The organism is Streptomyces aurantiacus JA 4570, assembly GCF_000414115.1.
Lineage (GTDB): Bacteria > Actinomycetota > Actinomycetes > Streptomycetales > Streptomycetaceae > Streptomyces > Streptomyces aurantiacus_A.
The window spans coordinates 1-24,314 of sequence record NZ_AOPZ01000337.1 but is presented as its reverse complement, the minus strand read 5'-3'; the positions used below and the strand labels follow the sequence as shown (position 1 = coordinate 24,314).

General features: G+C 73.2%; 12 protein-coding genes and 1 pseudogene. 8 read left to right on the top strand and 5 right to left on the bottom strand.

What is annotated here, in order from left to right:
• The first annotated feature begins 80 nt into the window (after window positions 1-80).
• From STRAU_RS28555 to STRAU_RS28535, 5 genes are all read left to right on the top strand, one after another.
• Entirely contained in the window at window positions 81-4,145 is a 4,065-nt protein-coding gene (locus tag STRAU_RS28555; RefSeq protein ID WP_259300006.1) for a non-ribosomal peptide synthetase, read from the top strand.
• Window positions 4,145-13,471 (top strand): non-ribosomal peptide synthetase, encoded by a 9,327-nt coding sequence (locus STRAU_RS28550; protein ID WP_106968079.1) that lies wholly within the window; start codon window positions 4,145-4,147, stop codon window positions 13,469-13,471. The genes STRAU_RS28555 and STRAU_RS28550 overlap by 1 nt, the downstream gene beginning before the upstream one ends.
• 123 nt (window positions 13,472-13,594) lie before the next feature.
• Window positions 13,595-14,644 carry a GSCFA domain-containing protein gene (locus STRAU_RS28545; protein WP_016643885.1) on the top strand — a complete coding sequence of 350 codons (1,050 nt, stop codon included), beginning with the start codon at window positions 13,595-13,597 and terminating at the stop codon, window positions 14,642-14,644.
• Window positions 14,610-15,329, top strand: coding sequence for a hypothetical protein (locus tag STRAU_RS28540; RefSeq protein ID WP_016643884.1), 720 nt, complete (start codon window positions 14,610-14,612; stop codon window positions 15,327-15,329). Before STRAU_RS28545 ends, STRAU_RS28540 begins: the two co-directional genes overlap by 35 nt.
• Before the next feature lie 85 nt (window positions 15,330-15,414).
• A complete protein-coding gene (locus tag STRAU_RS28535) occupies window positions 15,415-16,287 on the top strand; it encodes a TauD/TfdA dioxygenase family protein (RefSeq protein WP_016643883.1) in 873 nt (290 codons plus the stop codon).
• A 50-nt stretch (window positions 16,288-16,337) separates the two neighbouring features.
• Here STRAU_RS28535 and STRAU_RS28530 read toward each other — a convergent pair whose 3' ends face one another.
• Window positions 16,338-17,168, bottom strand: a complete 831-nt coding sequence (locus STRAU_RS28530) for a SpcZ (RefSeq protein ID WP_106968078.1) — start codon at window positions 17,166-17,168, stop codon at window positions 16,338-16,340.
• A gap of 109 nt (window positions 17,169-17,277) precedes the next feature.
• Window positions 17,278-17,803 (bottom strand): annotated as a pseudogene (locus tag STRAU_RS28525) (DUF2848 family protein); the annotation flags it as partial.
• A 48-nt stretch (window positions 17,804-17,851) separates the two neighbouring features.
• Here STRAU_RS28525 and STRAU_RS44770 point away from each other — a divergent pair.
• Window positions 17,852-17,980 (top strand): hypothetical protein, encoded by a 129-nt coding sequence (locus STRAU_RS44770; protein ID WP_350893962.1) that lies wholly within the window; start codon window positions 17,852-17,854, stop codon window positions 17,978-17,980.
• Here STRAU_RS44770 and STRAU_RS28520 read toward each other — a convergent pair.
• On the bottom strand, window positions 17,977-18,603 hold the full coding sequence (locus STRAU_RS28520; protein ID WP_016643878.1) for a GntR family transcriptional regulator: 627 nt from the start codon (window positions 18,601-18,603) through the stop codon (window positions 17,977-17,979). The two genes, STRAU_RS44770 and STRAU_RS28520, sit on opposite strands and share 4 nt — an antisense overlap.
• 177 nt (window positions 18,604-18,780) lie before the next feature.
• On the opposite strand from STRAU_RS28520, the gene STRAU_RS28515 reads away from it, so the two are divergent.
• A complete protein-coding gene (locus tag STRAU_RS28515; protein WP_037662544.1) occupies window positions 18,781-20,172 on the top strand; it encodes an NADP-dependent succinic semialdehyde dehydrogenase in 1,392 nt (463 codons plus the stop codon).
• A gap of 28 nt (window positions 20,173-20,200) precedes the next feature.
• A complete protein-coding gene (locus STRAU_RS28510) occupies window positions 20,201-21,241 on the top strand; it encodes a PHP domain-containing protein (RefSeq protein WP_016643877.1) in 1,041 nt (346 codons plus the stop codon).
• Between the two features lie 96 nt (window positions 21,242-21,337).
• Here STRAU_RS28510 and STRAU_RS28505 read toward each other — a convergent pair whose 3' ends face one another.
• Both STRAU_RS28505 and STRAU_RS28500 read right to left on the bottom strand, forming a co-directional pair.
• A complete protein-coding gene (locus STRAU_RS28505; protein ID WP_016643876.1) occupies window positions 21,338-22,402 on the bottom strand; it encodes a S1 family peptidase in 1,065 nt (354 codons plus the stop codon).
• A 246-nt stretch (window positions 22,403-22,648) separates the two neighbouring features.
• Complete coding sequence (locus STRAU_RS28500) at window positions 22,649-24,229, bottom strand: amidase (protein WP_037662519.1); 1,581 nt, start codon at window positions 24,227-24,229, stop codon at window positions 22,649-22,651.
• Window positions 24,230-24,314 lie beyond the last annotated feature (85 nt).

Here is a 24,314-nt window from a genome sequence, read left to right as displayed (position 1 = left end):
CGGCCGACCCCGCTGAGCGAAATCCCGCGACCCATTCCAGTCACCACTGTGAATTAGCCCCGAGAGTGGAAGAGTCAGCTTTGTCCGCGAACCAAGGTGCCCATCGTTCTCCCTCCGAGCGGCGACCGAGCGCGACGCGGAAGCAGACCGCCATCCCGCGCGCGGACCGCACCGCCCCCCTGGAGGCGTCCCACGGCCAGCAGCGACTGTGGTTCCTGTCGCACATGCGGGGAGCGAGCGACGCGTACCACCTGCACCTGGCCGTGGAGCTGCGCGGCACTCTCGACCACACGGCGTTGCGCCGGGCGCTCGACGCCCTGGTCGCCCGCCACGAGGCGCTGCGGACGCGCCTTGTCGCCGTGGCGGGCGCGGCGTTCCAGGAGATCGATCCGGCCGACGTCGGCTTCGCCCTCACCCTGGAGGATCTGACGGCCAGCCCCGACGCCGAAGGCCGGCTCGCGCTGCTGCGGCGCGAGGAGGCCACCGCGCCGTTCGACCTGGCGCGCGGCCCGTTGGTGCGCGGCCGCCTGGTGAGGCTCGGCGCCGACCGGCACGTCTTCCTGCTGACGATGCATCACATCGTGTCGGACGGATGGTCGATGGGGGTTCTCACGCGGGAGCTCGGTGCCCTGTACGCGGCCTTCCGCGACGGTGCGCCCGACCCGCTCCTCCCGCTGCCCGCGCAGTACGCCGACTACGCGGCCTGGCAGCACCGGTGGCTGTCCGAAGGGGCCGCGGACGAGCAGCGCGCGTACTGGCAGGAGGCCCTGGCGGGCGCCCCGGCGGTCCTCGAACTGCCGACGGACCGGCCCCGCCCGGCCGAGCAGGACTATCGCGGCGGGCGGATACCGCTCTGCCTCGACGAGGAGCTGACCGCCGCGCTGCGGGACCTAGGCAGGCGCAACGACTGCTCCTTGTTCATGACCGTCCTCGCCGGGTGGGCGCTGGTTCTCGCGCGGCTGGCGGAGCAGTCGGACGTGGTGATCGGCACGCCCGCGGAACATCGCCGCCGAGCCGAACTCGAGCGTCTGATCGGGTGCTTCGTCAACACCCTTGCGCTGCGGATCGACTTCTCCGAGGGCCCGACGGTGGCCGAGCTGCTCCAGCGTGTGCGCGGGGTGACACAGTCCGCGCTGCTGCACCAGGACCTGCCCTTCGAGCAGGTCGTCGACCTGCTCAAGCCCGCCCGGGGCCTCGCGCACACGCCGCTGTTCCAGGTGTTGTTCACCTGGCAGGGCAGCGAGGAGGGCGAGGTGGCGCTGCCGGGGGTCGAGGCGACGCCGCTGGAACCGGCGCACTCCGTCGCCAAGTTCGACCTGGCCCTGTCCCTTGCGGAGGAGGAGGGCCGCATCACCGGCAGCCTGGACTACGCCACGGCCCTCTTCGACGCCGGTACGGCCGAGCGGTACGGCCGGCGGCTGCGTCATGTACTGGAGCAGATGGTCCAGGCGGACGACCGCCCGGTGGCAGAGCTGACGCTGCTCGACGAGCGGGAGCGCCGGCAGGTGCTCGTGGAGTTCAACGCCCCGGAGCGCCCCGCCCCGGCCACCCCCCTCACCGCCTCGGACGCCACGTCCCCTGCCGGTCTCGTCGAGCGCTTCGAGGCCCAGGTGCGGGAGCGGCCCGGCCAGACCGCCGTCGTCCACGAGGGCGAACAGCTCGACTACGCCGCCCTGGACCGGCGCGCCAACCGCCTCGCGCACGCCCTGCTCTCCCGCGGTGTGGGCGCCGAGCAGGTGGTGGGTCTGCACACCCACCTGTCCGTGGATCTGGTCGTGGGCATCCTCGGCGTCCTCAAGGCGGGCGCGGCCTACCTCCCGCTCGATCCCGCACTGCCCGCGGAGCGGCTGACGGGCATGGCGGCGGACGCCGGCGCCGTGCTGGTGCTGAGCAACGACACCGCGCCCCCGGACGACGGCTGGCTGCCGCTGACCGGCGTCGAGGCCGAGGGTCTGCGCGAGGACCCGCCCGCCGTCGGTTTCCGTCCGAACGGCCTGGCGTACGTGATCTACACCTCGGGCTCGACCGGCCGCCCCAAGGGCGTGGCCGCCACCCACCGCGGCATCCTGAACCTCCTCGACTTCTGGCTGTCGCAGTTCGAGGCGACACCCGGGCAGGCGTCGGCGATGTGGCCGAGCTTCGCCTTCGACGCCTCGCTCCAGGAGCTGATGCTGCCTCTGACCAGCGGCGGCATTCTGCGATTGGTGCCGGGGGACGTGCGTGACGACCCCGAGGCGCTGATCGCCTGGCTGCGCGAGCACCGCATCGTGGAGGTGCTGCTGCCGCCCGCGTACGTCAAATGGATCTGCGAGGCCCCCGAGGAGCGCCTGGCCGGGCTGTCGTTGAGGTACATCATCACGGGTCTCGAACCGCTGCCGGAGGACGGCCTGCACCGCCTTGAGCAGGCGCTGCCGGGCCTGCGGATCCTCAACGGCTACGGCCCCACCGAGACGGCGCTGTACTGCACCGCGTACCTCGACCCGCGTCCGCTGGCGCGCCAGGCGCCGATCGGCCCGCCGGTGGCCGACACGCGGGCCTACGTGCTCGACGAGCGGCTCCAGCCGGTACCCGTCGGTGTGGCGGGCGAGCTGTATCTCGCGGGTGCCGGGCTGGCGCGCGGCTATCTGGGCCGCCCTGGCCTGACCGCCGAGCGGTTTGTCGCCGACCCCTTCGTCCCCGGCGGCCGGATGTACCGCAGCGGTGACGTGGCCCGCTGGCTGCCGAGCGGCGATCTGCTGTACGTCGGCCGCCGCGACCACCAGGTCAAGCTGCGCGGGTTCCGCATCGAGCTGGGCGAGATCGAGGCGACGCTGCTCGACCAGCCCGGTGTGACGGAGGCCGCGGTCGTCGCCGACCACGACGGCGCCGGTGAACCACAGCTGGTCGCCGCCGTGGCCGTGGGCGACGCGGCGCCGAGGCCGGTGGCCGAGTGGCGTGCCGCCCTCGCGCGGCGGCTTCCGGCCCATATGATCCCGGCCCTGTTCGTCGAACTGCCGCAGCTGCCGCAGACGTCCAACGGCAAGCTCGACCGCGCGGCGCTCCTCGAGCGGGCCCGCGCGGACCGTCCCGTCCAGGTCAACCTGACCAGCCCGCGCGACCACATCGAGCTGACCCTCTACCAGATATGGCAGCGGCTGCTCGTCCGGTCCGAGATCGGCATCCGCGACAGCTTCTTCGACATCGGCGGCACCTCGATCTCCGCCATCAAGCTGGCCCACGCCGTCCGTGAGGCGTTCGGTGAGACCCTGCCGATCCGTGACATCGTGCGCCACCCGACCATCGAGGAGCTGGGCGGACGGCTGCGCCGCGGCGACTCGGGAGCCCCGCCGAGCAACCTGCTCGAGCTGCGCGCGGGCGACGGCCGCGCCCAGGTGGTGTGCGTGCACCCGGCGGGTGGCACCGCCTTCTGCTACCTGGCGCTGGCCAAGGCGCTGCCGGAGTCCGTGGGCGTCCACGGGATCCAGTCCCCCGGCGTCAACCCCGGCGAGTCGTTCCTGCCCACGGTCGAGGCCATGGCCGCCGCGTATCTGGAACTCATCGAGCCGCTGCCCGACGCCCCGCTGATCCTCACCGGCCTCTCCTACGGCGGCCTGGTCGCCCACGAGATGGGCCGCCGCCTGGCGCTGGCCGGGCGCACCGACGTGAGTGTGGTGCTGCTCGACACGCCGGGCACGGACGACGCCGAACGGCGTGCGAGCGTCGCGCCGGCGGACATGGCCGAGTTCCGCGACAAGCTCGTGAAGTTCAACGGCATGTACCCCGGCATCGACGACCGGCAGATCGAGCAGTACTTCCACCTCTACAACCACAACCGGAGCACCACGCGCGACCACGTGCCCCGGCCGTCGCCCGCCCGGACGGTGTTCATGCAGGCCCTCAAGGACGTGCCGGACGAACTCCTGCAAGAGGTACGGGACTTCTGGCGCCGCCGCGCCGACGGCGACTTCCTGGTGGAGCCCGTCGACTGCGACCACTGGGAGATGCTGGAAGCCGCGGCGGTGCCGCGGGTCGCCGCGACGATCGAGTCCGAGCTGGACCGCCTCGCCCGGTGCGGCCCGCTCCCGGGATCCCACCCGCTCACCGACTCCTGCCCCCCGCAGAACTCCGCGCCGCAGGCGGAGATCGTACCGACGCCGGAGTCGTGATGAACGCCGCACCACAGCCGCCGGTCCCGCCCCGGCACCCGGACCACCCCGACCACAGCCCCCTCGCCGGGACCGGCCTCGCCCGAGCCGTACTGGCCCGGGCCCGCCGCCACCCCGCCGCCATCGCCGTCGTCGACGGCGAGCACACCCTCACGTACGCCGACCTCGACACCGCGAGCGCGGCCGTCGCAGGGGCCCTGCGCCGTCACGGCGTACGCCCCGGCCAGGCGGTCGCGGTCGGTCTGCCGCGCTCCTGGCAGCTCGTCTGCGCCATGCTCGGCGTCCTGCGCCTCGGCGCGGTGGTGGTGCCGCTCGACGCCCAGAGTCCGCCCGAGCGCCGGGACCACATCCTCACGGACTCGGCCAGTGTCGCCGTGGTGCACGGGGCGGCGGCACCCGGCGGCCTGCCCGAGGGAGTTCGGCCGCTCGCCGTGGCCGCGCTGCTCTCCGCGGACGGCGGCGAGGGCGCCCAGGAACCCGCCGCGCCGAACGGCCAGGACGTCTCCTTCGTCTTCTACACCTCGGGCAGCACCGGCCGCCCCAAGGGCGTCGAGGTGCGGGACGCCGGAATCCTGCGCCTGGCGCGCCCCGGCTACCTCCGGCTGAGCGAAGGCGCCCGCTTCGCCTGCCTGTCCAACCCCGCGTTCGACGCGATCAGCTTCGAGGTGTGGGTGCCGCTCCTGACCGGCGGCCGCTGTGTGATCCTCGACGACGAGACGGCGCAGACCCCCGACGTCCTGGCCGCCGAGCTGGAACGCCTGCGCGTCGACGTCCTGTTCATCACGGTGGCGCTGTTCAACGCCATCGTCGACAAGGTGCCGCACTGCTTCTCCGGCATCGGCCAGGTCCTGGTGGGCGGCGAGCAGCTCAACGCCCGTCTGATCCGCCGGTGGTACCGGGCCAACCCCGACAGCCCCACCCGTCTCCACAACGTCTACGGCCCCACCGAGGCCACCACCTTCGCCCTCTGCCACCCCATCGCCCGCGACTTCGACGGCGACGTGATCCCGATCGGACGCCCGCTGCCGGGCACCGGTGCGCTGCCGGTCGTCGACGGGAACCGCCTGGCCGCACCCGGCGAAGTGGCCGAACTGTACTTGTCGGGCGAGGCGTTGGCGGCCGGTTACCGCAACCTGCGCGCCGAGACCGAGCGCCGCTTCGTCACCCTCCCCTGGCACGACGGCGGGCAGGGCCGCCACTACCGCACCGGCGACCTGGTGCGCGTCGACGCCGAAGGCCGCGTGGAGTACGTCGAGCGCGCCGACCGCCAGGTCAAGGTCCGCGGCTTCCGTGTCGAACCGGGCGAGCTGGAACGGCAGATCGCGGCCCACCCCGCGGTGCGCCAGGCTTACGTCTGCACGCGCCGCGACGACAACGGTGTCAACGAACTCCTGGCCTATCTGGTGCCCGGCGCCGAGCTGTCGTACGAGGACTTCGACCGGCACCTGACCACCGCTCTGCCCGCGTACATGCGGCCCCATCGCACCTACCGGGTGGCGGAGCTGCCGCTCAACGCCAACGGCAAGGTCGACAAGTCGGCTCTCCTTGGCCGCGACGACGCCCCCTGGACCCGCACCGGCACCGAAGGCCCGCAGGCCGGGTCCGTCACCGCGTGGCAGCGCCAGGTGCTCGATCTGGCGGGCCGGATCCTGGGCGTCACCGACCTCCGTCTCGGCGACCGATGGGTGGCGAACGGCGGCGACTCGCTCAAGGCGCTGCGGCTGCGCTTCGAGATCCGGCGGCGCTGGCACCGCGAGCTCCCCCAAGCCCTGATCCTGCGGGGGGACTTCGCCGAGCTGGCCGCCGCGATCGAGGCGGGCGCCGCCCAGGACGATGTGCCCTACCCGCCGGTGGCCGCCCCCACCGGCGCGCGCTCCGCGCCGGCCACGTCCGAGCAGCAGCGGCTGTGGCTGCTCCAGCAGCGGCACCCGGACTCGCGCGCGTACAACGTCCCGTTGGTCTTCCGTCTGGACGGTGAGGTCGACACCACCGCGCTGCGGCACGCCTTGTGCCGCCTCGTGGTGCGGTACCCGGCGCTGCGCACCGCCTTCGAGGCCACGCCTGAGGGACTGCGGCAGAGGGTCGGCGACGCGTACGACCCGTGGGTCACGCCCGCGGAAGCCGCACTGCGCGACGAGGACGGCCGCCGCGCGTTCACCGGGGAGTTCTTCGCCGCCCCCTTCGACCTGGCCTCGCCCCGGCTCTTCCGGGCGTGCTGGCTGCCGCGCCCCGGCGGCGGCGAACTCCTGCTGCTTCTGCACCACATCGCCGTCGACGGCTGGTCACTGAACGTGCTGTTCGGTGAGCTGTCGGCGGAGTACGCGGCCGCGGTGGACCGCGCACGCCGGGGAGAGGCCGCGGCGGGCAGCGGCCGGGAGGAGGAATCCGCGTCCCCCTCGGTTCCGACTCCGCTCGACTACGCGGCCTGGCAGGCCGCGTGGCTCAGCAGCGACACGTATCGGAATCAACGGGCTCAACTGCACGAGCACTACGGCTCGTTGCCGGAGGACACCGCTCCGCTGGAGCCCGTACGCCCCGCGACCCAGGCTGACGGCCGGTTGCTGCGCACCTCGCTCGACGCGGGCCGCCGTGCCGCGCTCGACCGGCTCTGCGCCGACCTCGGCCTCACCCGTTTCCAGCTCCTGCTGGGCGTCTACGCCTGGAGCCTGTACGGCGTGACCGGGCGCACCCGGCCGCGGATCGCCGGGCCGGTCGCGGGCCGGCCGGTGCAGGAATTCGAGGCCAGCGTGGGCATGTTCGCGAACACGGTGCTGCTGCCGCTGGAGATGTCGCCGCAGGAAGGGCTGCGTACCCAACTGCGGCAGCACGCCGCGGCCGCGCAGGCGGTGCTCGACCGGCAGGACGTGGCCCTCGCCGATGTCCTGGCCGACCGGGGGTCGGGGGCCGGTCCGGCACCGTTCGACTTCCTCTTCGTCCTGGAGAACACCGACTTCGGCGCGCTCGCGCTGCCCCGCTGCGAGGCCCGGCCCGAGTGGCCGGCGCCGGCCGAGGCGAAGTGTCCGCTGACCCTGTCGGTGGTGGAGCACGGCGCGGGCGTCGACTGCCTGTGGGAGTACGACGCGCGATATGTCGGCGCCGGCGAGGCGGCAGCGCTGGACGACCTGTTCCGCCGTGGTCTCGACCTGCTGGCCGACGGCGCCGATCCCACCCTGGCCGAGCTGGTGGCGCCCTACCGCCGCTCGCTGCCCGAGCCCGGCCGCGCCGCCATCGCGCCGCTGGACTTCACCACCGTCGCCGAGGGCTTCGCCCGTCAGGTCCGCCGCACCCCGGGCGCCCCGGCGCTGGCGGTCGAGGACCGGGCGCTGACCTACGCCGAACTCGACGCGTACGCCGCCGCGTTGGCGGCCGAGCTGCGCCGCGACCATCCGCTGCCGCCGGACGACAGCCACTCCGGCCACGTCGCCCTGTACTTCCAGCCCTCGGCCGAGCACGTGGTGGCGCTGCTCGCGCTGGCCAGGCTGAACCTGACCATCGTGCCCCTCGACCCGTCCTACCCGCCCGCCCTGCTGCGGCAGATCCTGGACCAGGTCGAGCCGTTGTGCGTCCTGGTCACGCCGGACGACGCGGACGCGCTCGACGCGTTCGCCCCGGACGCGAAGACGCTGCCGCGCCATTCCGTCACGCTCGCCGCCGACCCGCCCACGGCTCCGGAGGACGACACCCCGGTGCCGCCGCACGATGTACGGCGGCCGCTGTACACCCTGTTCACGTCCGGCTCGACCGGCACCCCCAAAGGCGTGCGGGTACCCGACCGCACGCTGTGCAATCTGCTCCAGTGGCAGCGCGAGTCCGGTGGTCTCGCGGCGCCCGCAGCCACCCAGCAGTTCTCCATGCTGTCCTTCGACGTCTCCTTCCAGGAGATCTTCGGCACGCTGTGCGGGGGCGGTCTGCTGCATCTCGTGCGCCCGGGACTGCGGCAGGACGCTCCGGCGCTCCTCGACCGGCTCGAAACGGCCGGCATCGAGCGCCTCTTCCTTCCGTACGTGGCCCTGCAGGTCCTCGCCGAGCACGGCGTCCGCCTCGGCCGCCACCCTTCGCGGCTGCGTGAAGTGGTCACGGCGGGCGAGCAGTTGCTGTGCACGGACGCCATCCGGCGCTGGTTCGCCGGGATGCCGGGGGCGCGCCTGTTCAACCACTACGGGCCGACCGAGACGCATGTGGTCAGCGCCCTCTGCCTGGAGGGCGACCCGGTGGCCTGGCCGGAGCGTCCAGCCATCGGCCGACCGGTCGCGGGCGCCTGGCTGCGGGTCGTCGACGACGCCGACGAGGCCGTGCCACCGGGGTGCCCCGGCCGGCTGCTCATCGGCGGGCCGATGGCGGCGCCCTGCTACCTGGGCGACACGGCGCTCAACGAGGAACGCTTCGTCGATCTGCCCGGCCTCGGCACCTTCTACCGCAGCGGCGACGTGGCCCGCTTCGACCAGGACGGCCTGCTGCACTACCTGGGCCGCGACGACCAGCAGATCAAGCTGAGCGGCCACCGCCTGGAGCTAGGCCAGGTCGAGTCGGCGCTGCTGCGGCATCCTGACGTCGTCAACGCGGTGGCCGCACAGGACGGTGGACGGCTGGTCGCCTGCGTACAGCTCCGTGACGGGGTCGCAGGACCGGCGGCGGGTTCAGCCGTGGCGCCGGCGCACGCCCTCGCGGCGCGGCTCGCCCCGGAGGACCTGGCGGAGGACCTGGCCCGTCATCTGGCGCCGCTGCTGCCGCCGTACGTACGGATCGACCGCTTCCGGTGCCTGGAGAGGCTGCCGCTCACGCCGAGCGGGAAGCTGGACCGCCGGGCGGCGCTCACCGCGGCCGGCGAGGAGCTGCTGCCGTCGCGCAGGACCGCCGGGCCGGCCCTGACCGACCGCGAGACCCGGCTCAGCGAACTCTTCGAGCAGGTGGTCGGACGTCCCATCGACCCCGAGCAGCGTTTCTTCGACGCCGGTGCGTCCAGCCTGGACCTGATGCGCTTCCATCTGCGCTGCGCCGCCGAGCCCGATCTGCTGTTCACCATCCCCGACTTGTTCGAGCACGTGACCGTGCGGCGGCTCGCCGCGTTCCTGGACGCCGGACGGCAGCCGGACACGCCCGAAGCGGACACCCGGCTCCCCCTCGCCCCCGCCGACGGGCCCATCGCCGTCATCGGCATGGCCGTGCGCCTGCCCGGCGCCGACGACCTCGCCGCGTTCTGGGAGCTGATACGCACCGGCGCCCGGGGCATCGAGTACTTCGACGCGCCCGACGGCCTCGTCGGCGCCCGCAGCCAGATGTCGGGGCTCCTGTCCTTCGACCCGGAGCACTTCGGCATCAGCCGCCAGGAAGCCCGTCTGATGGACCCGCAGCAGCGGCATCTGCTGATGAGCTCGGTGCAGGCGCTGGCCCACGCCGGCATCGCCGATCCGTCCGCCCAACGCGTCGGCCTCGTCGCCGGATGCGGCGAGAACACCTACTTCCAGTCCCTGCTCGGTGAGGCCGACCGGGCGGAGCTGCCCGACAGCTTCCAGATGGCGCTCCACCACGACAAGGACTTCCTCACCACGAAGGTGGCCTACCACCTCGACCTGTCGGGCCCGGCCTTCACCGTGCAGGCGGCGTGCGCGAGTTCGCTGGTGTCCGTGCACGTCGCGGCCGGTCTGCTGCGCCAGGGCGACGCCGACGTGATGCTGGCGGGCGGTGTGCTCGTCGACACGCTGCTGACCGACGGTTACGCCTACCGTCCGCAGCACATCTTCTCCAAGGACGGTCACTGCCGCCCCTTCAGCAACGACGCCGACGGCACCATCGGCGCGAGCGGCGTCGGCGTGGTCGTCCTCAAGCCCCTGTCGCGTGCGCGGCGGGACGGCGACACCGTGTACGCGGTGATCACTGGCTCGGCCCTCAACAACGACGGCTCCGGGAAGCTCAGTTACAGCGCGCCCTCGCTGGCCGGGCAGCGCGAGGTGATCCGTGCCGCGCTGCGCCGCAGCGGGCGCACCGGTGCCGATCTCGGGTACGTCGAGGCGCACGGGACCGGTACGCGGCTCGGGGACCCGGTCGAGGTCGGGGCGCTGCGGCAGGCGTTCGGCGTTGACGGGTCCGACTCCGGTACTGGCGGCTCCGGCCCCGGCGGCGCGGGCCTCGGCCCGGGCGGCTCCGGGCGGTGCGCGCTGTCGTCGGTGAAGAGCCAGATCGGCCACCTGGGCGCCGCCGCGGGCGTGGTCGGTCTCGTCCGGGCCGCCCTCGCGGTGCACCACGGCGTGATCCCGCCCAACGTCGACTTCCGCCGGTTCAACCCTCAACTCGGCGCCGATGTATCGCCGTTCTACGTCCCGGCCGAGGCGCACCCCTGGCCCGGCGCGGGCCCCCGCGTGGCTGCCGTCAGCAGCTTCGGGATCGGCGGCACGAACGCCCATCTGGTGCTCGAAGCAGCCGAGACGTACGCGGCGGACGAGCCGGAGGACTCTCCGGAACCCGGCCGTCAACTCCCCTTCGCCCCCTGCCTGTTGCTGTCCAGCAGCAGCGCCGCGGGACTGCGCGCGGACGCCGCCCGCATCGCCGACCACCTGGCCGCCCGGCCCGAGTCGTACGGCCGCGTCCTGCGCCATCTGCAGGCCGGACGGCCTGCGCGCCGCTGGCGGGCGGCGGCGGTCCACGCGGACGTCGAGGCCGCTGTGACGTGGCTGCGTACCGTGTCGGGCACCGAGGTGGCGCCCCACGACGACACCTGCGCCGCCGAGGACCACACGCCCGCCGAGCTGGCCGACGCCTGGCTGCGCGGGCTGGCGATTCACTGGCCGCCGGGACCGGCTCCCGCACCCTGGGACTTCCCGCCGCCGGCGTTCGACCTCACCGAGCACGACTTCCGGCGCGCCGCGCCCACGAGGCCACAGGGGCTGCCGGAGGCCGACTGGCCGCAACGGCTCCCCGAGGCCGACTGGCTGCACCAGCCGCACTGGGTACGGCTGAGCCGCGCCCGCACCTCTCCCGGGCCGCACACGCCCGGACTGCTGGTGGCCATGACCGCCACGCCGTTGTCGCCCGAGGCGCTGCGCGTCCTCGAAGCGAGGTACGAGCGGGTGGTGCGGGTCGGCGCCGCCGCGGCCTTCGCCCGGCTCGCCGAGGACGTCTACGAGGTGGATCCTGCCGACCCGGACTCGCTGCGGCAGCTCCTGGGCGCGCTGGCCGACGCGGGCCGGGCGGGCATCGACTGGCTGCACGCGCTGCCGCTCGCGGTCGCCGGTCCGGTCGGTGAGCGCTCCCTCGACCACGCGCGCTGGGCCTGTCTGGACACTCCGGCCGCCCTGATGCGGGCGGCCGACGTCCTGCCCCCATCGGTACGACTGCGACCGTGGTGGCTGTCGTACGGCGCCCAACCGGTCGAAGGCGAGGTGCGGCGGCCGGAGTTGGGGCTGCTCGCGGGCGCGGCCGAGGTGGTGCCGCAGGAGTGCGCCGTCGACGGCCACTGGCTGGACCTGCCCACCGGGGAGCCGGTCGACTGGGCCGCCGCCCTCGTGGGCCTGCTGGCCGAGGCCGACGCCTCGGCGGCACTCCCCCGGCGCCTCGCGCTGCGGCAGGGCTTCTGGTGGCGGCAGGCGCTGCTTCCGGTTCCCGCGCCCGAGGTGATGGAACCCGGCGTACCGCTGCCCGGCGGGGTGGCGGACGAGCCCGGCACCCATGTGATCCTCGGCGGCACCGGCGGCATCGGCTGCGCCCTCGCGGCCTGGCTGCTCGCGCAGTCCGACTGCCGGGTCGTCCTGCTGGCCCGCCGCCCACGGCTGCCGGCGGACCTCGCGCAGTGGACGGACCGCGTCGAGCTGATCGAGGCCGACCTGTCCGCGGAGCCGCCCGAGGAGATCCTGTCCCGGATCGAGCGGCACACGGGGCGGGTCGACGGCGTCGTGCACGCCGCGGGCGAGGCGGGCGGCGCTCTGATCACCCGCCGGGACGGTGCCGCGATGCGGCGGGCGATGGCGGCCAAGGTGCGCGGCGCGCTGCTCACGGAGCTGCTGATCGAACGGTTCCGGCCGGACTTCGCGGCGTACTGCTCGTCGATGTCGGCGCTGTTCGGCGGCATCGGCCAGTTCGACTACGCCGCCGCGGGCGGGCTGCTCGACGCCTTCGCCCGGCACCGGGCGGGGGCGGCCGAGACCACGGCGCGCATCGGCATCGGCTGGGACATCTGGAGCGAGGTCGGCATGGCCCGCGACGCCCTCCGGTCGGACGCGCGCCACCAGGCCCATCTGGCGGTCGGCCTGGCGGAGAAGGAAGGACAGCGGCTGTTCGCGCGGGCGCTGCGGCTCCAGTTGCCCCACCTCCTGGTCTCCACCACGGACATCGAGCGGGCGCGCGCGTTCTACACGGCACCGGCAGGCCCGGCGCAGGGCCCGAGCGGCACCTCGCAGGACGAACACGGCGCCACCCCGACGGCCGCGGTCGCCTCCCGGCTCACCGGCGTCCTGTGCGGCCTGCTGGGCCTCGACGAACTCGACCCGGAGGCGTCGCTGTACGACCACGGCGCCGACTCCCTGACCCTCCTCGACCTGATCGCCACGGTGGAGGAGCACTTCGGTGTCGCCCTGGACCTGTCCCGGCTGAGCCACCAGGTGAGCGTGCGCGAGGTCGTGGCGCACATCAGGGACGCCTCGCCAGGGGTCACCCCCTCCGAGGGGCCGCTCACCCTGGAGGTCTGGCAGGAGGGCACGGGCCGGGACCTGGTGTGTCTGGTCCACCCGGTCGGCGGCGACATCCAGGCGTACCGCGCCCTGGTGACCGCCCTCGACCCGCGTCTGACGGTCTGCCTGATCGCCGACCCCGCGCTGCGGCGGGCCGACCTGCCCGCCTGGTCGATCACGGAGCGGGCCCGGCACTACCACGCGGCGCTGGAGGCCCGCTTCCCGGGCGCCGAGTGGCGATGGCGTCTCGCGGGCTGGTCGTTCGGCGCCTGGGTGGCGCACGCCATGGCCGCCGAGGCCGAGGCGTCCGGCCGCCCCGCCGACGGCCTGTATCTGCTCGACCCGCCGTCTCCGGACGCCTCGCGGCACTTCCAGGCGTACGACGAGACGCAGTTCGAGGCGGTGTTCGCGCACGAGTTGAGCCAGGGCGGCGGCGGGGCACCGGCGAGCGCGGAGGCGCAGGCGTACGCCGAGCGCCTCGCCCGCTGCTGCCGGGCCAACGTGGCGGGCATGGCACAGCACGAGCTGCCCGGGCTCAGCGGCACTCCCACGCGGGTGTGGCTCCCGGGCGTCCCGGTCGCCGGTCGCCGGGCTGCCGCCACTGGGCCCGCCGGACGCCCAACACCGCCTGTGGCAGGCACAGTTGCCGGATCTCCAGTCCTGTGACGTGCTCGACACCACGCACTACGGCATCGTCCGGCAGCCACAGGTGCGGGCGGTGGCCGACGCCGTCAACGCCGAGTCCCTTCCCGTTCCCCCGCCCCTACGCACGACGAGCCGAGGCCCCGCATGACCCCCTATCAGTCGCTGCCGCCGCGCGCCTTCTGGCGCACCGCGGTGGCCGAACCCGACCTGCGGGCCATCGGCGGCCTGTGGACCCCCAAGTTCGCCGTCGGGCAGGACGACGTGATCCTGACCGCCGGATCGTGCTTCGCCCGCCACATCGGCCGGGCCCTGCTGGAGCGCGGCATGAACTGGCGCGACGCCGAACCGGCCCCGCCGGGCCTGACCGAGGCCGAGCGGCGGGCCCGGCACTACGGCGTGTTCTCGTTCCGCACCGGCAACGTCTACACGGCGGCGGCCCTGCGGCAGTGGCTGTCCTGGGCGTCGGGTGAGAGCAGTCCGCCCGAGGAGGTGTGGAGCGAGGACGGCCGCTGGTTCGACCCGTTCCGTCCGTCCGTCGAACCCGACGGCCACGCGTCTGCCGAGGGCGTGGCACAGGCGCGCGAGGTGACGCTGGCGGCGGTCCGCGGTGCCGTCGCCGAGGCGAGCTGCCTCGTGTTCACCCTCGGCCTGACCGAAGCCTGGCAAGGCCGCGCGCACGGGGCGGTCTACCCGGCGTGCCCCGGGACGGTGCGCGGCACGTACGACGCCGAGCGGCACGCGTTCCACAACTTCACCTTCGCCGAGGTGTACCGCGACCTGTCGGCCGCCATCGAGCTCGCGCGGTCCGCCAACCCGGGCCTGCGGGTGCTGCTGACCGTCTCGCCGGTGCCGCTCACCGCGACGGCCACCGGCGACCATGTGCTCACCGCCACCACGTACTCGAAGTCGGTCCTGCGGGCGGTGGCCGGGCAGTTGGCGCAGGAGCTGGACCACGTCGACTATTTCCCGGCGTACGAGATCGTCACCGGCTTCCCCTTCAAGGCGGAGTTCTTCGAGCCGAACCTGCGCACGGTCTCGCCGGAGGGCGTCGACTTCGTCATGGGCCAGTTCTTCGACGCCCTCGCCGGTCGCCCGGCCGCGTCGCACCCGGACACCGCCCGCCCCGCAGAGCCCACCGCTGGAGAGGACTTCTGGTGCGATGACGCCGTACTCGACTACTACAGCCCCCGCTGACCCCGCTGCCGGATCGGCCGCGGCACGGTTCCTGCTGCTCGGCGACTCGCACGCGGGTCCGATCGGCCGGGCGGCGAAGGCGGCCGGAATCCCGTTCTCCGGGGGCCCGGTCGGTGCCGGGCGCGAGTTCAACGCCGAGTTCTTCGACGTACGCGAGAACGACGTCGTGTTCCGCAAGCCGGAGACGGACGCCCTCTACCGCGGGTTCCTCGGCGAACTGGGCATCGACGGCCTGGCCGGGCTCGCCGCACCCCTGGTGTGCACGTTCGGCTTCAGCTCGCACTTCGTCGCCACGACGGCGAACTGGGACATCTACCGGGTGCCCGGCGGCGGCTTCGCGCCCGGTTTCCTCGACAGCCGCCTGTTCGACGGTCTCGTCCGGGCGACGGTCCGCGACGCCCTGGCGTTCTACGGGCACGCCCGGGCGCTGGGCCTGCGGGTGGTCTCGGCGATGCCGCCGCAGCGGGTGCCGGGCATGTCCGACCCCGTGGTGTTCATGGCGGCGCAGGACGTGACGCGCCGCGCCCTGCTCGAACTCGGCGTGGACGTCGTGGACCTGCGCGCCCGGGTCACCGACGGGGAGGGTTTCCAGCGCCCCGAGTTCAGCGAGGCCACCGACACGATCCACGGCAACCTGGCCTTCGGCCGCCTGATCCTGGCCGAGCTCCTGGCCCTGGGGCTGTGATCCCCGAAGAGCACTGAACACCGCACATTTCCAAGGCTTCTCCCCACTACCCGCCGCTTACCGTCATGATTGCCAGGAGGATGGAATGGAACAGTTCGCGCTGGACGCGATCGAGCAGGTGACCACGAGGCCGCCGGAGGTCTACGACACCATCGCCGTGGAGCCGCTGACCCCGGTCATCGGCGCCGAGGTGTCCGGCCTCGACCTTTCCAAGGAGCTCACCGACGACCAGGTGGCCGAGGTCAAGCGCGCCTTCCTCCGCCACCACGTGCTGGTCTTCCGCGACCAGACGCTGACCGGCGAGGACCACAAGCGGGTCGCCGGCTGCTTCGGCGAGCTGCACCCGGTGACACTGCCCGTCGAGGGTTCCGACCCGTACATCCTGGACATCAGCGCCGACAGCAACTCGCGGGCGGTCGCCGGACACGGCTGGCACGCCGACGGCACCGCCGACCTGAGGCCGTCGCTCGGCTCGATGCTGTACATCACCCGCACCCCGGAGCCCGGCTGCGGCGGCGACACCATGTTCGCCAACATGCATCTGGCCTACGAGATGCTCTCGCCCGCGATGAAGGAACTCCTGGACCCGATGACCGCGGTCCACGACGGCCTGCTCGCCTGGGAGGGCAAGACCCCGCCGCCGGAGTACGACGTGCCCGTGCACGCGCACCCGGTGATCGCCCGCCACCCCGACACGGGCCGCAAGCTCCTCTACATCAACGGCGTCTACGTCTCGCACATCGAGCAGTTGTCGAAGGGCGAGAGCCGGGCGATCATCGACATGCTGGTCAAGCACATCACCAACACGGCCCTGCTGCACTGCCGCGTCCGCTGGACGCCCAACACCCTGGTGTTCTGGGACAACCGCTGCGTCCAGCACCACGCGATCTGGGACTACTTCCCGCACTCGCGCTACGGCCAGCGCGTCGCCATCGCGGGTCACCGGCCCACGGCCTGAGCCGCCGCGGCCGGCCTCGGCCGGAGCGCGCCTCCGGCCGAGGCCGGCCCCTAGGGGCCGTCCAGGGTCGGCTCCTGGCCCGCGGCCCGGCCCACGCTCTCGGCAAGCCCTTGTCCGAGCCGTCCGCACGCCGCGCGGTACCGCTCGGCGCGGACCTCCGCGTCGCCCCTGGTCTCCTGGGCGTCCTTGTCCTGTCCGTCCTCGCCCCGCTGTGCGTGGGCGAGCGCGCAGGCATGGGCGTACGCGAACGGATACGCCTCGGCGAATGCCTGCTCGTCGGCCTTGGCGAACGCGGCCGCCAGAGCCCGGGCGTTCGCCAGGGCGTTGGCGTCCGCGTAGGAGCGGGCGTTCGCGTCGGTGTTGAGCTTGGCGTACATGGCGGCGAATTCGGCGGCCTTCTCCTCGCCGTAGTCGTTGTCCATGGCGTAGGCGCGCGCGTTGACGGAGGCCGTGGTGTAGGCGTCGGCGTACGCGTACGCGTGCCGGTAGAGCTCGCCGAGCGCGGGGCCGAGGGCCTCGACCCACTCCCCCTCCTCGACGCGCTCCCCCGCCAGCTCCTTCTCGTGCAGGTGCCGTACCGCTTCCTGCGCGGCGCCGTCCGAGCCGCGCGGCGCGCTCGTCTCCGCCAGCATCGGGGAGACCGTACGCGCAAGCCAGTCGTGGACCACGTCGAAGGGCACCTGCCCGCCGAGCCGCTCCAGCCCGTCGTACATCCGCCGCGCCCAGGCATTGGCCGCGTCTCCGCCCTGCCCGCAGTACAGCGCGGCGGCGACCTGGGCGAGCCACGACGGCGTCAGCGAGCCGGAACCCCCCGCCGGACCGTCCGCGAGCCGGGCGACGAACTCGTCCCACGATTCAGCGACGACGCCCGTACGCCCCATCCGGCCCATCAATCTGCCCCCATCTGCTCTGTTCCGCTACGGCGACGGCCACTTTACGCACCATGGCGCAGCGGCCGAACAGCGAGGATCGGACCCGGGCCGGGCCGAGTCAGCCGATGGGCTCGGGCATCGGCCGGACCTCGTAGGCGAGGCGGATGGTGTCATCGGTGGCGGGGTCGGACAGTTCCACGCGCCACCCCTCGGCGAACTGGTCGACGCCTTCCGTCATGGGGATGGTCCCGGAGATGAGGACCGTGCCCGGGACCAGGGCCTCCCGTGACCGCAGCACGTCGACCCAGTAGCCCGGGGTGAGCAGTTCGGCGAGCGTCCCGCTCTGGATCTCCGTCTCCGTGCCCTCGTGGGTGCTCGTCGAGGCGCGCCTCCACGTCGGCGAGCCGCCAGGCACGGCGGGCCAGCACGTCGGGACCCGCGTTCTTGCTCCAGGCCACGCCGTGCACCTCCAGGTCCCGGTCGGTGTGGTCGCAGGCGGCGGTGAGCAGCAGTTCCCCGTCGGCGGCCACGACCAGCGCCCACTCCGCCTCACCGGAGGTGCGGCCGTGCTGCGCGGCGACGCGGTCGGTCTGCTGGGCGAGGTACGGGGACACGGGGTACAGGGCCGGGGTCACGGACGGGGCGGCCCGGACGGGACCGTACGCCACCGACTCGACTCGGAACCGGGCCTGTTGGTCGCCGACCTGGACACCGACGAGGTCGCGCACGTCCGCGCGAAGACGTCGGTGCTGGCCAACCGGCGGCCGGAGCTGTGGCAGTCCCCGTCCTCGTACACCCAGTCCTCGTACGAAAGCCGCTAGCCCGCGAGCAGCACCTTCAGCGTCGACTCCAGGTGATGGTCGATCGCCTCGCAGGCCGCCTCGGCGTCGCCCGCGGAGAGGGCGTCCAGGATCGCCCGGTGTTCCTCGATCACCGCGGACTGCCGCCCCTCCGCGTTGAACAGCGCCACGACGCCCGCCCGGACCTGGCGGCTGCGCAGGCCGTCGTAGTGCCGGTCGAGCAGGGCGTTGCCGACGGCGGAGACCAGCGTCTTGTGGAAGAGGTGGTCCACGGCGATGAACTCCTTGGCCTGGTCGGGGCCGCCGAGGCCGCGCTGCTGGTCGAGCAGCTCCCTCAGTTCCCGCACCGGGGTCCGGTCCGCCGCGACGACCTGCTGCGCCGCGTACCGCTCGACGATGCCGCGCAGCTCCATCAGCTCGGCGATCTCGCGGCCCATGAGCGGCGCCACCCGCGCCCCGCGCTTGGGCACCAGCTCGACCAGCTCCTCGGCCGCGAGCAGCAGCAGGGCCTCCCGGATCGGCGTGCGCGAGACCCCGATCCGGTTGGCGATGTCCTGCTCGGACAGATACTCGCCCTGCATCGCCGGATCCGTCAGCACCGTGTCCTTGAGATACGCGTACGCCTTCTCCCGACCGGACACCACGGCAACCCCCTGAGACCCGCGTACACCTTGCATCGATACCCGCATACACCTTGTATACGGAAGCTACCACGGGCGTGCGCCCCGCACGCGGCAGCTTTCCGCGTTGCGCCGCGGCGAACGGCGCGACAAGGTCGATGGAGGCATACGTCGATGGACGCGCAGAGGGAGGCCACAGGCATGCCCATCGCAACCGTGAACCCGGCGACCGGCGAGACGGAGCGGACCTTCGAGGCGCTCGGCCCGCAGGAGATCGAAGCGCGGCTCGCTCGCGCCACCGCGGCCTTCGACCGCTACCGCACCACACCCTTCGCCGAGCGCGCCGCCCGGCTGCGCCGCGCGGCCGACCTCCTCGACGAGGACGCGGCCGACGTCGCCCGCACCATCACGACCGAGATGGGCAAGCCGTTGGCGGCCGCCCGCGCGGAGGCCGGCAAGTGCGCCAAGACGATGCGCTGGTACGCCGACCACGCGGAGGGGCTGCTCGCCGACGAGCATCCCGACGAGGGCGACGTGCGCGACTCCGGTGCGAGCCGTGCCTTCGTCCGCTACCGCCCGGTCGGCGTCGTCCTCGCCGTCATGCCGTGGAACTTCCCGCTCTGGCAGGTGGTGCGGTTCGCCGCGCCCGCGCTGATGGCGGGCAATGTCGGGCTGCTCAAGCACGCGTCGAACGTGCCGCAGACCGCCCTGTACCTGGAGGATCTCTTCCGCCGCGCGGGTTTCGACGAGGGCTGCTTCCAGACGCTGCTCGTGGGCTCCGGCGCCATCGAGGGCATCCTGCGGGACCCCCGGGTCGCCGCCGCCACGCTCACCGGCAGCGAGGGCGCGGGCCGGTCGGTGGCCGCGATCGCGGGTGACGAGATCAAGAAGACCGTCCTGGAGCTGGGCGGCAGCGACCCGTTCGTGGTGATGCCGTCCGCGGACGTGGAGGCGGCGGCGCGTACCGCCGTCACGGCGCGGGTGCAGAACGCGGGCCAGTCCTGCATCGCCGCCAAGCGGTTCATCGTGCACGGCGAGGTGTACGACGCCTTCCTGGCGCGGTTCGCCGCGGGCATGCGGGAGCTGACCGTCGGCGATCCGATGGACGAGGGCACCGATGTGGGCCCGCTCTCCAGCGAGCAGGGCCGCGAGGACCTGGAGGAACTCGTCGACGACGCCGTGCGCCAGGGCGCGACCACGGTGTGCGGCGGGCAGCGGCCCAAGGGTCTTGAGCGGGGCTTCTTCTACGAGCCGACCGTCCTGACCGGCATCACCCGCGCGATGCGCATCCACCGTGAGGAGACCTTCGGCCCGGTGGCCACGGTCTACCGGGTGGCGGATCTGGACGAGGCGATCGCCGTCGCCAACGACACGTCGTTCGGGCTGAGTTCCAATGTGTGGACCACGGACGCGGCCGAGCAGGAGCGTTTCGTACGTGATCTGCAGGCGGGCGGCGTCTACTTCAACGGGATGACGGCTTCACATCCGGCGTTTCCCTTCGGTGGGGTCAAGCGCTCCGGATACGGCCGTGAGCTGTCCGGCCACGGCATCAAGGAGTTCTGCGCCGTGACCACCGTGTGGCACGGGGCGTGAACGTCCCCGGGTGCGGAAGGTGGCACGCATGGAGCCCGTCGAGGCGCTGAACCGCATCGCCTTCCTGCTGGAGCGCGCCCAGGAGCCCACGTACCGGGTGCGGGCCTTCCGTACCGCCGCGGCCGCCGTCGCCGCGCTGTCCCCGGACGAGCTGGCCGAGCGGGTGCGGACGGGCACGCTTGAGGCGATCAAGGGCATCGGCCCCAAGACGGGCCAGGTGGTGCGCGAGGCGCTCGACGGTGAAGTGCCCGGCTATCTGGCCCACTTGGAGGAGGAGTCCAAGGGCCCGCTGGCATCCGGCGGCGCGCGGCTGCGCTCCCTGCTGCGCGGGGACTGCCATCTGCACTCCGACTGGTCCGACGGCGGCAGCCCCATCGAGGAGATGGGCCGGGCCGCCGCCGCGCTCGGCCACGAGTGGGCCGTGCTCACCGATCACTCGCCCCGGCTGACGATCGCCCGTGGCCTCTCGCCGGACCGGCTGCGCGAGCAGTTGCGCGTGGTGGCCGAACTCAACGCGACCTGGGCGCCGTTCCGGCTGCTCACCGGCATCGAGTGCGACATCCTGCTGGACGGGGGCCTGGACCAGGAGCCCGAACTGCTCGCGCAACTCGATGTCGTGGTGGTCTCGGTCCACTCCAAGCTGCGCATGGACGCGGACACGATGACGCGCCGCATGGTGGCGGCCGTACGCAACCCGCACGCGGACATCCTCGGCCACTGCACCGGACGTCTCGTCACCGGGCGGGGGCGGCCCGAGTCCACCTTCGACGCCGACGCGGTCTTCGCCGCCTGCGCCGAGTCCGGCACCGCCGTGGAGATCAACAGCAGACCCGAGCGCAAGGACCCGCCACGCCGCCTGCTGCGCCGCGCCGTCGACGCGGGCGTCCTCTTCTCGATCGACACCGACGCCCACGCGCCCGGCCAGCTCGACTGGCAGATCATCGGCTGCGCCCGCGCCGAGGAGTGCGGGGTGCCCGCGGAGCGGGTCGTCACCACGTGGAGCGCGGACGAACTGCTCGCGTGGACGGGGCGGTCGGGGGCGAAGGCCCGGGCGGCGCCTCGTACGTGAGCGGGCGGGCCCGGAACCGTGCCGGTTCCGGGCCCGCCCTGTGCCTGTCCGGCGGTCGGCAGGGCCGGGGAGGGACCGACTGCCGTGCCGCGCGGGTCAGTACACGCTGACGCCGTACGCGGACAGGGCCTCGCGCACCGGCTGGTGGATGGCGGAGCCGTTGGTGCCCGTGCAGCCGGAGCTGCCGGAGTGGATGCCGAGGGCGACCGTGCCCGCGAAGTGGGCGCCGCCGCTGTCGCCGCCGGCGGAGCAGGCGGTGGTGCGGACCATGCCGTGGACGGGGCCGTCGCTGTAGTTGACCGTGACGTTGACGGCGGTCACGGAGCCGCTCGTCACCTTGGTGGTGGAGCCGCTCTTCTTGATGGCCTGGCCCACGACCGCGTTGGCCGCGGAGGAGATCTCCTGGTAACTGCCGTTGTAGAGGTTGACGTTACCGGCGGGAGACGAGCCGTTGGTGTAGCGGACGATGCCGTAGTCGTTGGTCGGGAAGCTGCTTCCCTCGCGCACGCCGACGGCCGCGCCGCCGGACGTGGCGGACCAGTTGGCGCTGATGTTGGTGCAGTGCCCGGCCGTGACGAAGTACTTGGTGGTGCCCTTGGAGACGTTGAAGGCGACCGAGCAGCGTGAGCCGCCGCCGTAGATGGCGTCGCCGCCCGCGACCTCGCGCTTGAAGGTGCCGGGCACGCGGCTGACGCGTACGGCGCCGTCGAGCGAGTCGGCTACGGCGCGCAGCCGGGCGAGTTCACGGGCCGAGACCGACTGGTCGGCCTGGACGGCTATCTGGTTGGTCCGGGGGTCGACGCCCCACGACGTGCCGGTTATCTGCGCGCGGGACTCCAACGTGCCCATCGCGGCGTCGAGTTGGGCCGCGTCGCGCTGCACCCGCTCGGGGGTGGCCCCGGTGGCGCGGACGCGTTCGGCGGCGGCGTCGCTGGTGACGGTGACGACCAGCTTTCCGGTCTTCCGGTCGAGGTAGGTGCCCGCGCTGTCGTCGCCCAGTTGCCGCTCGACCTGAGCGTTGAGGGCGTTGACGCGGGACGGCGAGGAGGAGGGCGAAGAGGCGGGTTCGCTCTGCGCGCCGGCGGGCGTGACGCCCAGGGCGAGTGATCCGGTGACGAGGAGGGCCGACAGGCCCAGACGCGCACAGGTCGTGCGTCTCATGTGGGGGGCTCCTTTGACGGTGACGCGTGACGTACCGCAGTACGCGTGGGACGTACCGAGCAAGGAAAATGGCATGGGCGCGTCAACCGCGCAAGAGTCTGGACCTGCCCCGCCCGGATCGTCCCGATCATCCCGACGACGAAGGCGCCCCCCGGTTCCCCGGGGGACGCCTTTGTTCACCGGCCCGTGTGCAACGGGCCGCGTTCAACCGACCGCGTTCAACAGCCCCTGCTCAACAGCCCGTGTTCACCGTGGTGCGCCGGATCCCACCGTCGCCAGGTAGCGCGGTGCCCGCCATGCCTTGAGCCGGTGCTCCACCGCGGCCCCCAGCGACAGCAGCTTGCCGTCCTGGCGGTCACCGGCCATCAGGAGCAGGCCGACCGGCAGTTCGTCCACGGACCCGGCGGGCACCGACAGGGACGGATACCCGGCGACGGCCGCGGGGGTGGAGGACGGGATGACGTCGTTGTCGCCGCGCGCGCAGTCGGTCGTCCAGGCGGGCGGGTTCGTGGGCGCGGCGATGGCGTCCAGCCGGTGGGCCGCCATGGTCTCGTCGAGGGAACGCCGGGAGAGGTCCTTCAACTCGGCGCGCATCGCCCGGTACTTGGGATCGGTGGTGGGCGGCGCGGCCAGGGCCTGCTCGAACAGCTCCTGGCCGGCGAAGCATGCCTGTTCCTCGGGGTGGGCGCGGTTGAACTCGATCAGCTCGGCGAGGTTCCGGGGCCCCTCGCGCGTACCGAGGTAGGCGTCGACGTCCCGGTGGAACTCGCTGAGCAGCGCCGGGAATTCGAGTTCGGCGAGGCGCGCCTGGTACGGGGGCGTCACCTCGACGACCACGGCTCCGGCCTTGCGCAGCTTCTTCGCCGTACGGGTCATCACCGCGTCCACGTCGGGTCCGAGTGAGGGCAGGCGCCACAGGCCGATCCGCTTGCCGCGAAGGCCGGTGCCGCGGTCCGCCGCCCCCGGGGCGGGCCCGGGCCCGCGGCCCTCGCTGAGCACCGAAAACGTGAGCGCGGTGTCGATGACGTTGCGCGCCATGGGTCCGGCCGTGTCCTGCTCGGCGGAGATCGGCACCACGCCCGACTGGCTGACCAGGCCAAGGCTGGGCTTGTGGCCGACGACGCCGTTCATCCCGGCGGGGCACACGATGGAGCCGTCCGTCTCGGTGCCGATCGCCACCTGCGACAGCGACGCGGCGAGCGCGGCGGCCGAGCCGGAGGACGATCCGCACGGATTCCGGTCGAGGACGTAGGGGTTGTGCGTCTGCCCGCCCACCGCCGACCATCCCGATGTCGGCTTCGTCGCGCGGAAGTTGGCCCACTCGGACAGGTTGGTCTTGCCGAGGATCACCGCCCCCGCCTCACGCAGCCGGGTCACCAGTGTGGCGTCGGCGTCCGGCGGGCTCCCGGCGAGCGCGAGCGACCCGGCCGTCGTCGGCATGTCATGGGTGTCCACATTGTCCTTGAGCAGGACGGGGATGCCGTCCAGCGGTCCGAGGGTGGCTCCGCGCCGGTGCCTGGCGTCGCTGGCGGCCGCTTGCCGCAGCGCCGTCGGGCTGGTGCGAAGGACCGAGTGGATCTTGGGGTCCACGTTCTTGATCCGCCGGAGGTAGGCCCGGGTGAGCTCAGACGACGTCAGCGAACCGTCCGCCATGTGCGCCTGCAACTCCGGGATCGTCACGGTGTCGAGGTCGACCCCTGGCGCGAGAGGTGACCCGGTCGGCGGCGACGCGTTGTCGGCGGCGCGCGCACCCGTATTCGGTAAGCCCGTCAGAAGTGCCCCCGCGACGAGGGCGGCGGTGATTGCGGCGATGCTCCTTTTCCCCATGCGGCTCAGCGGACTACATGGGCACCGTCCGGCGCAAGGGCGCCGATCCGGCAGGCCGTCCCGCCCGCGACCGGCCGGCGCGGGC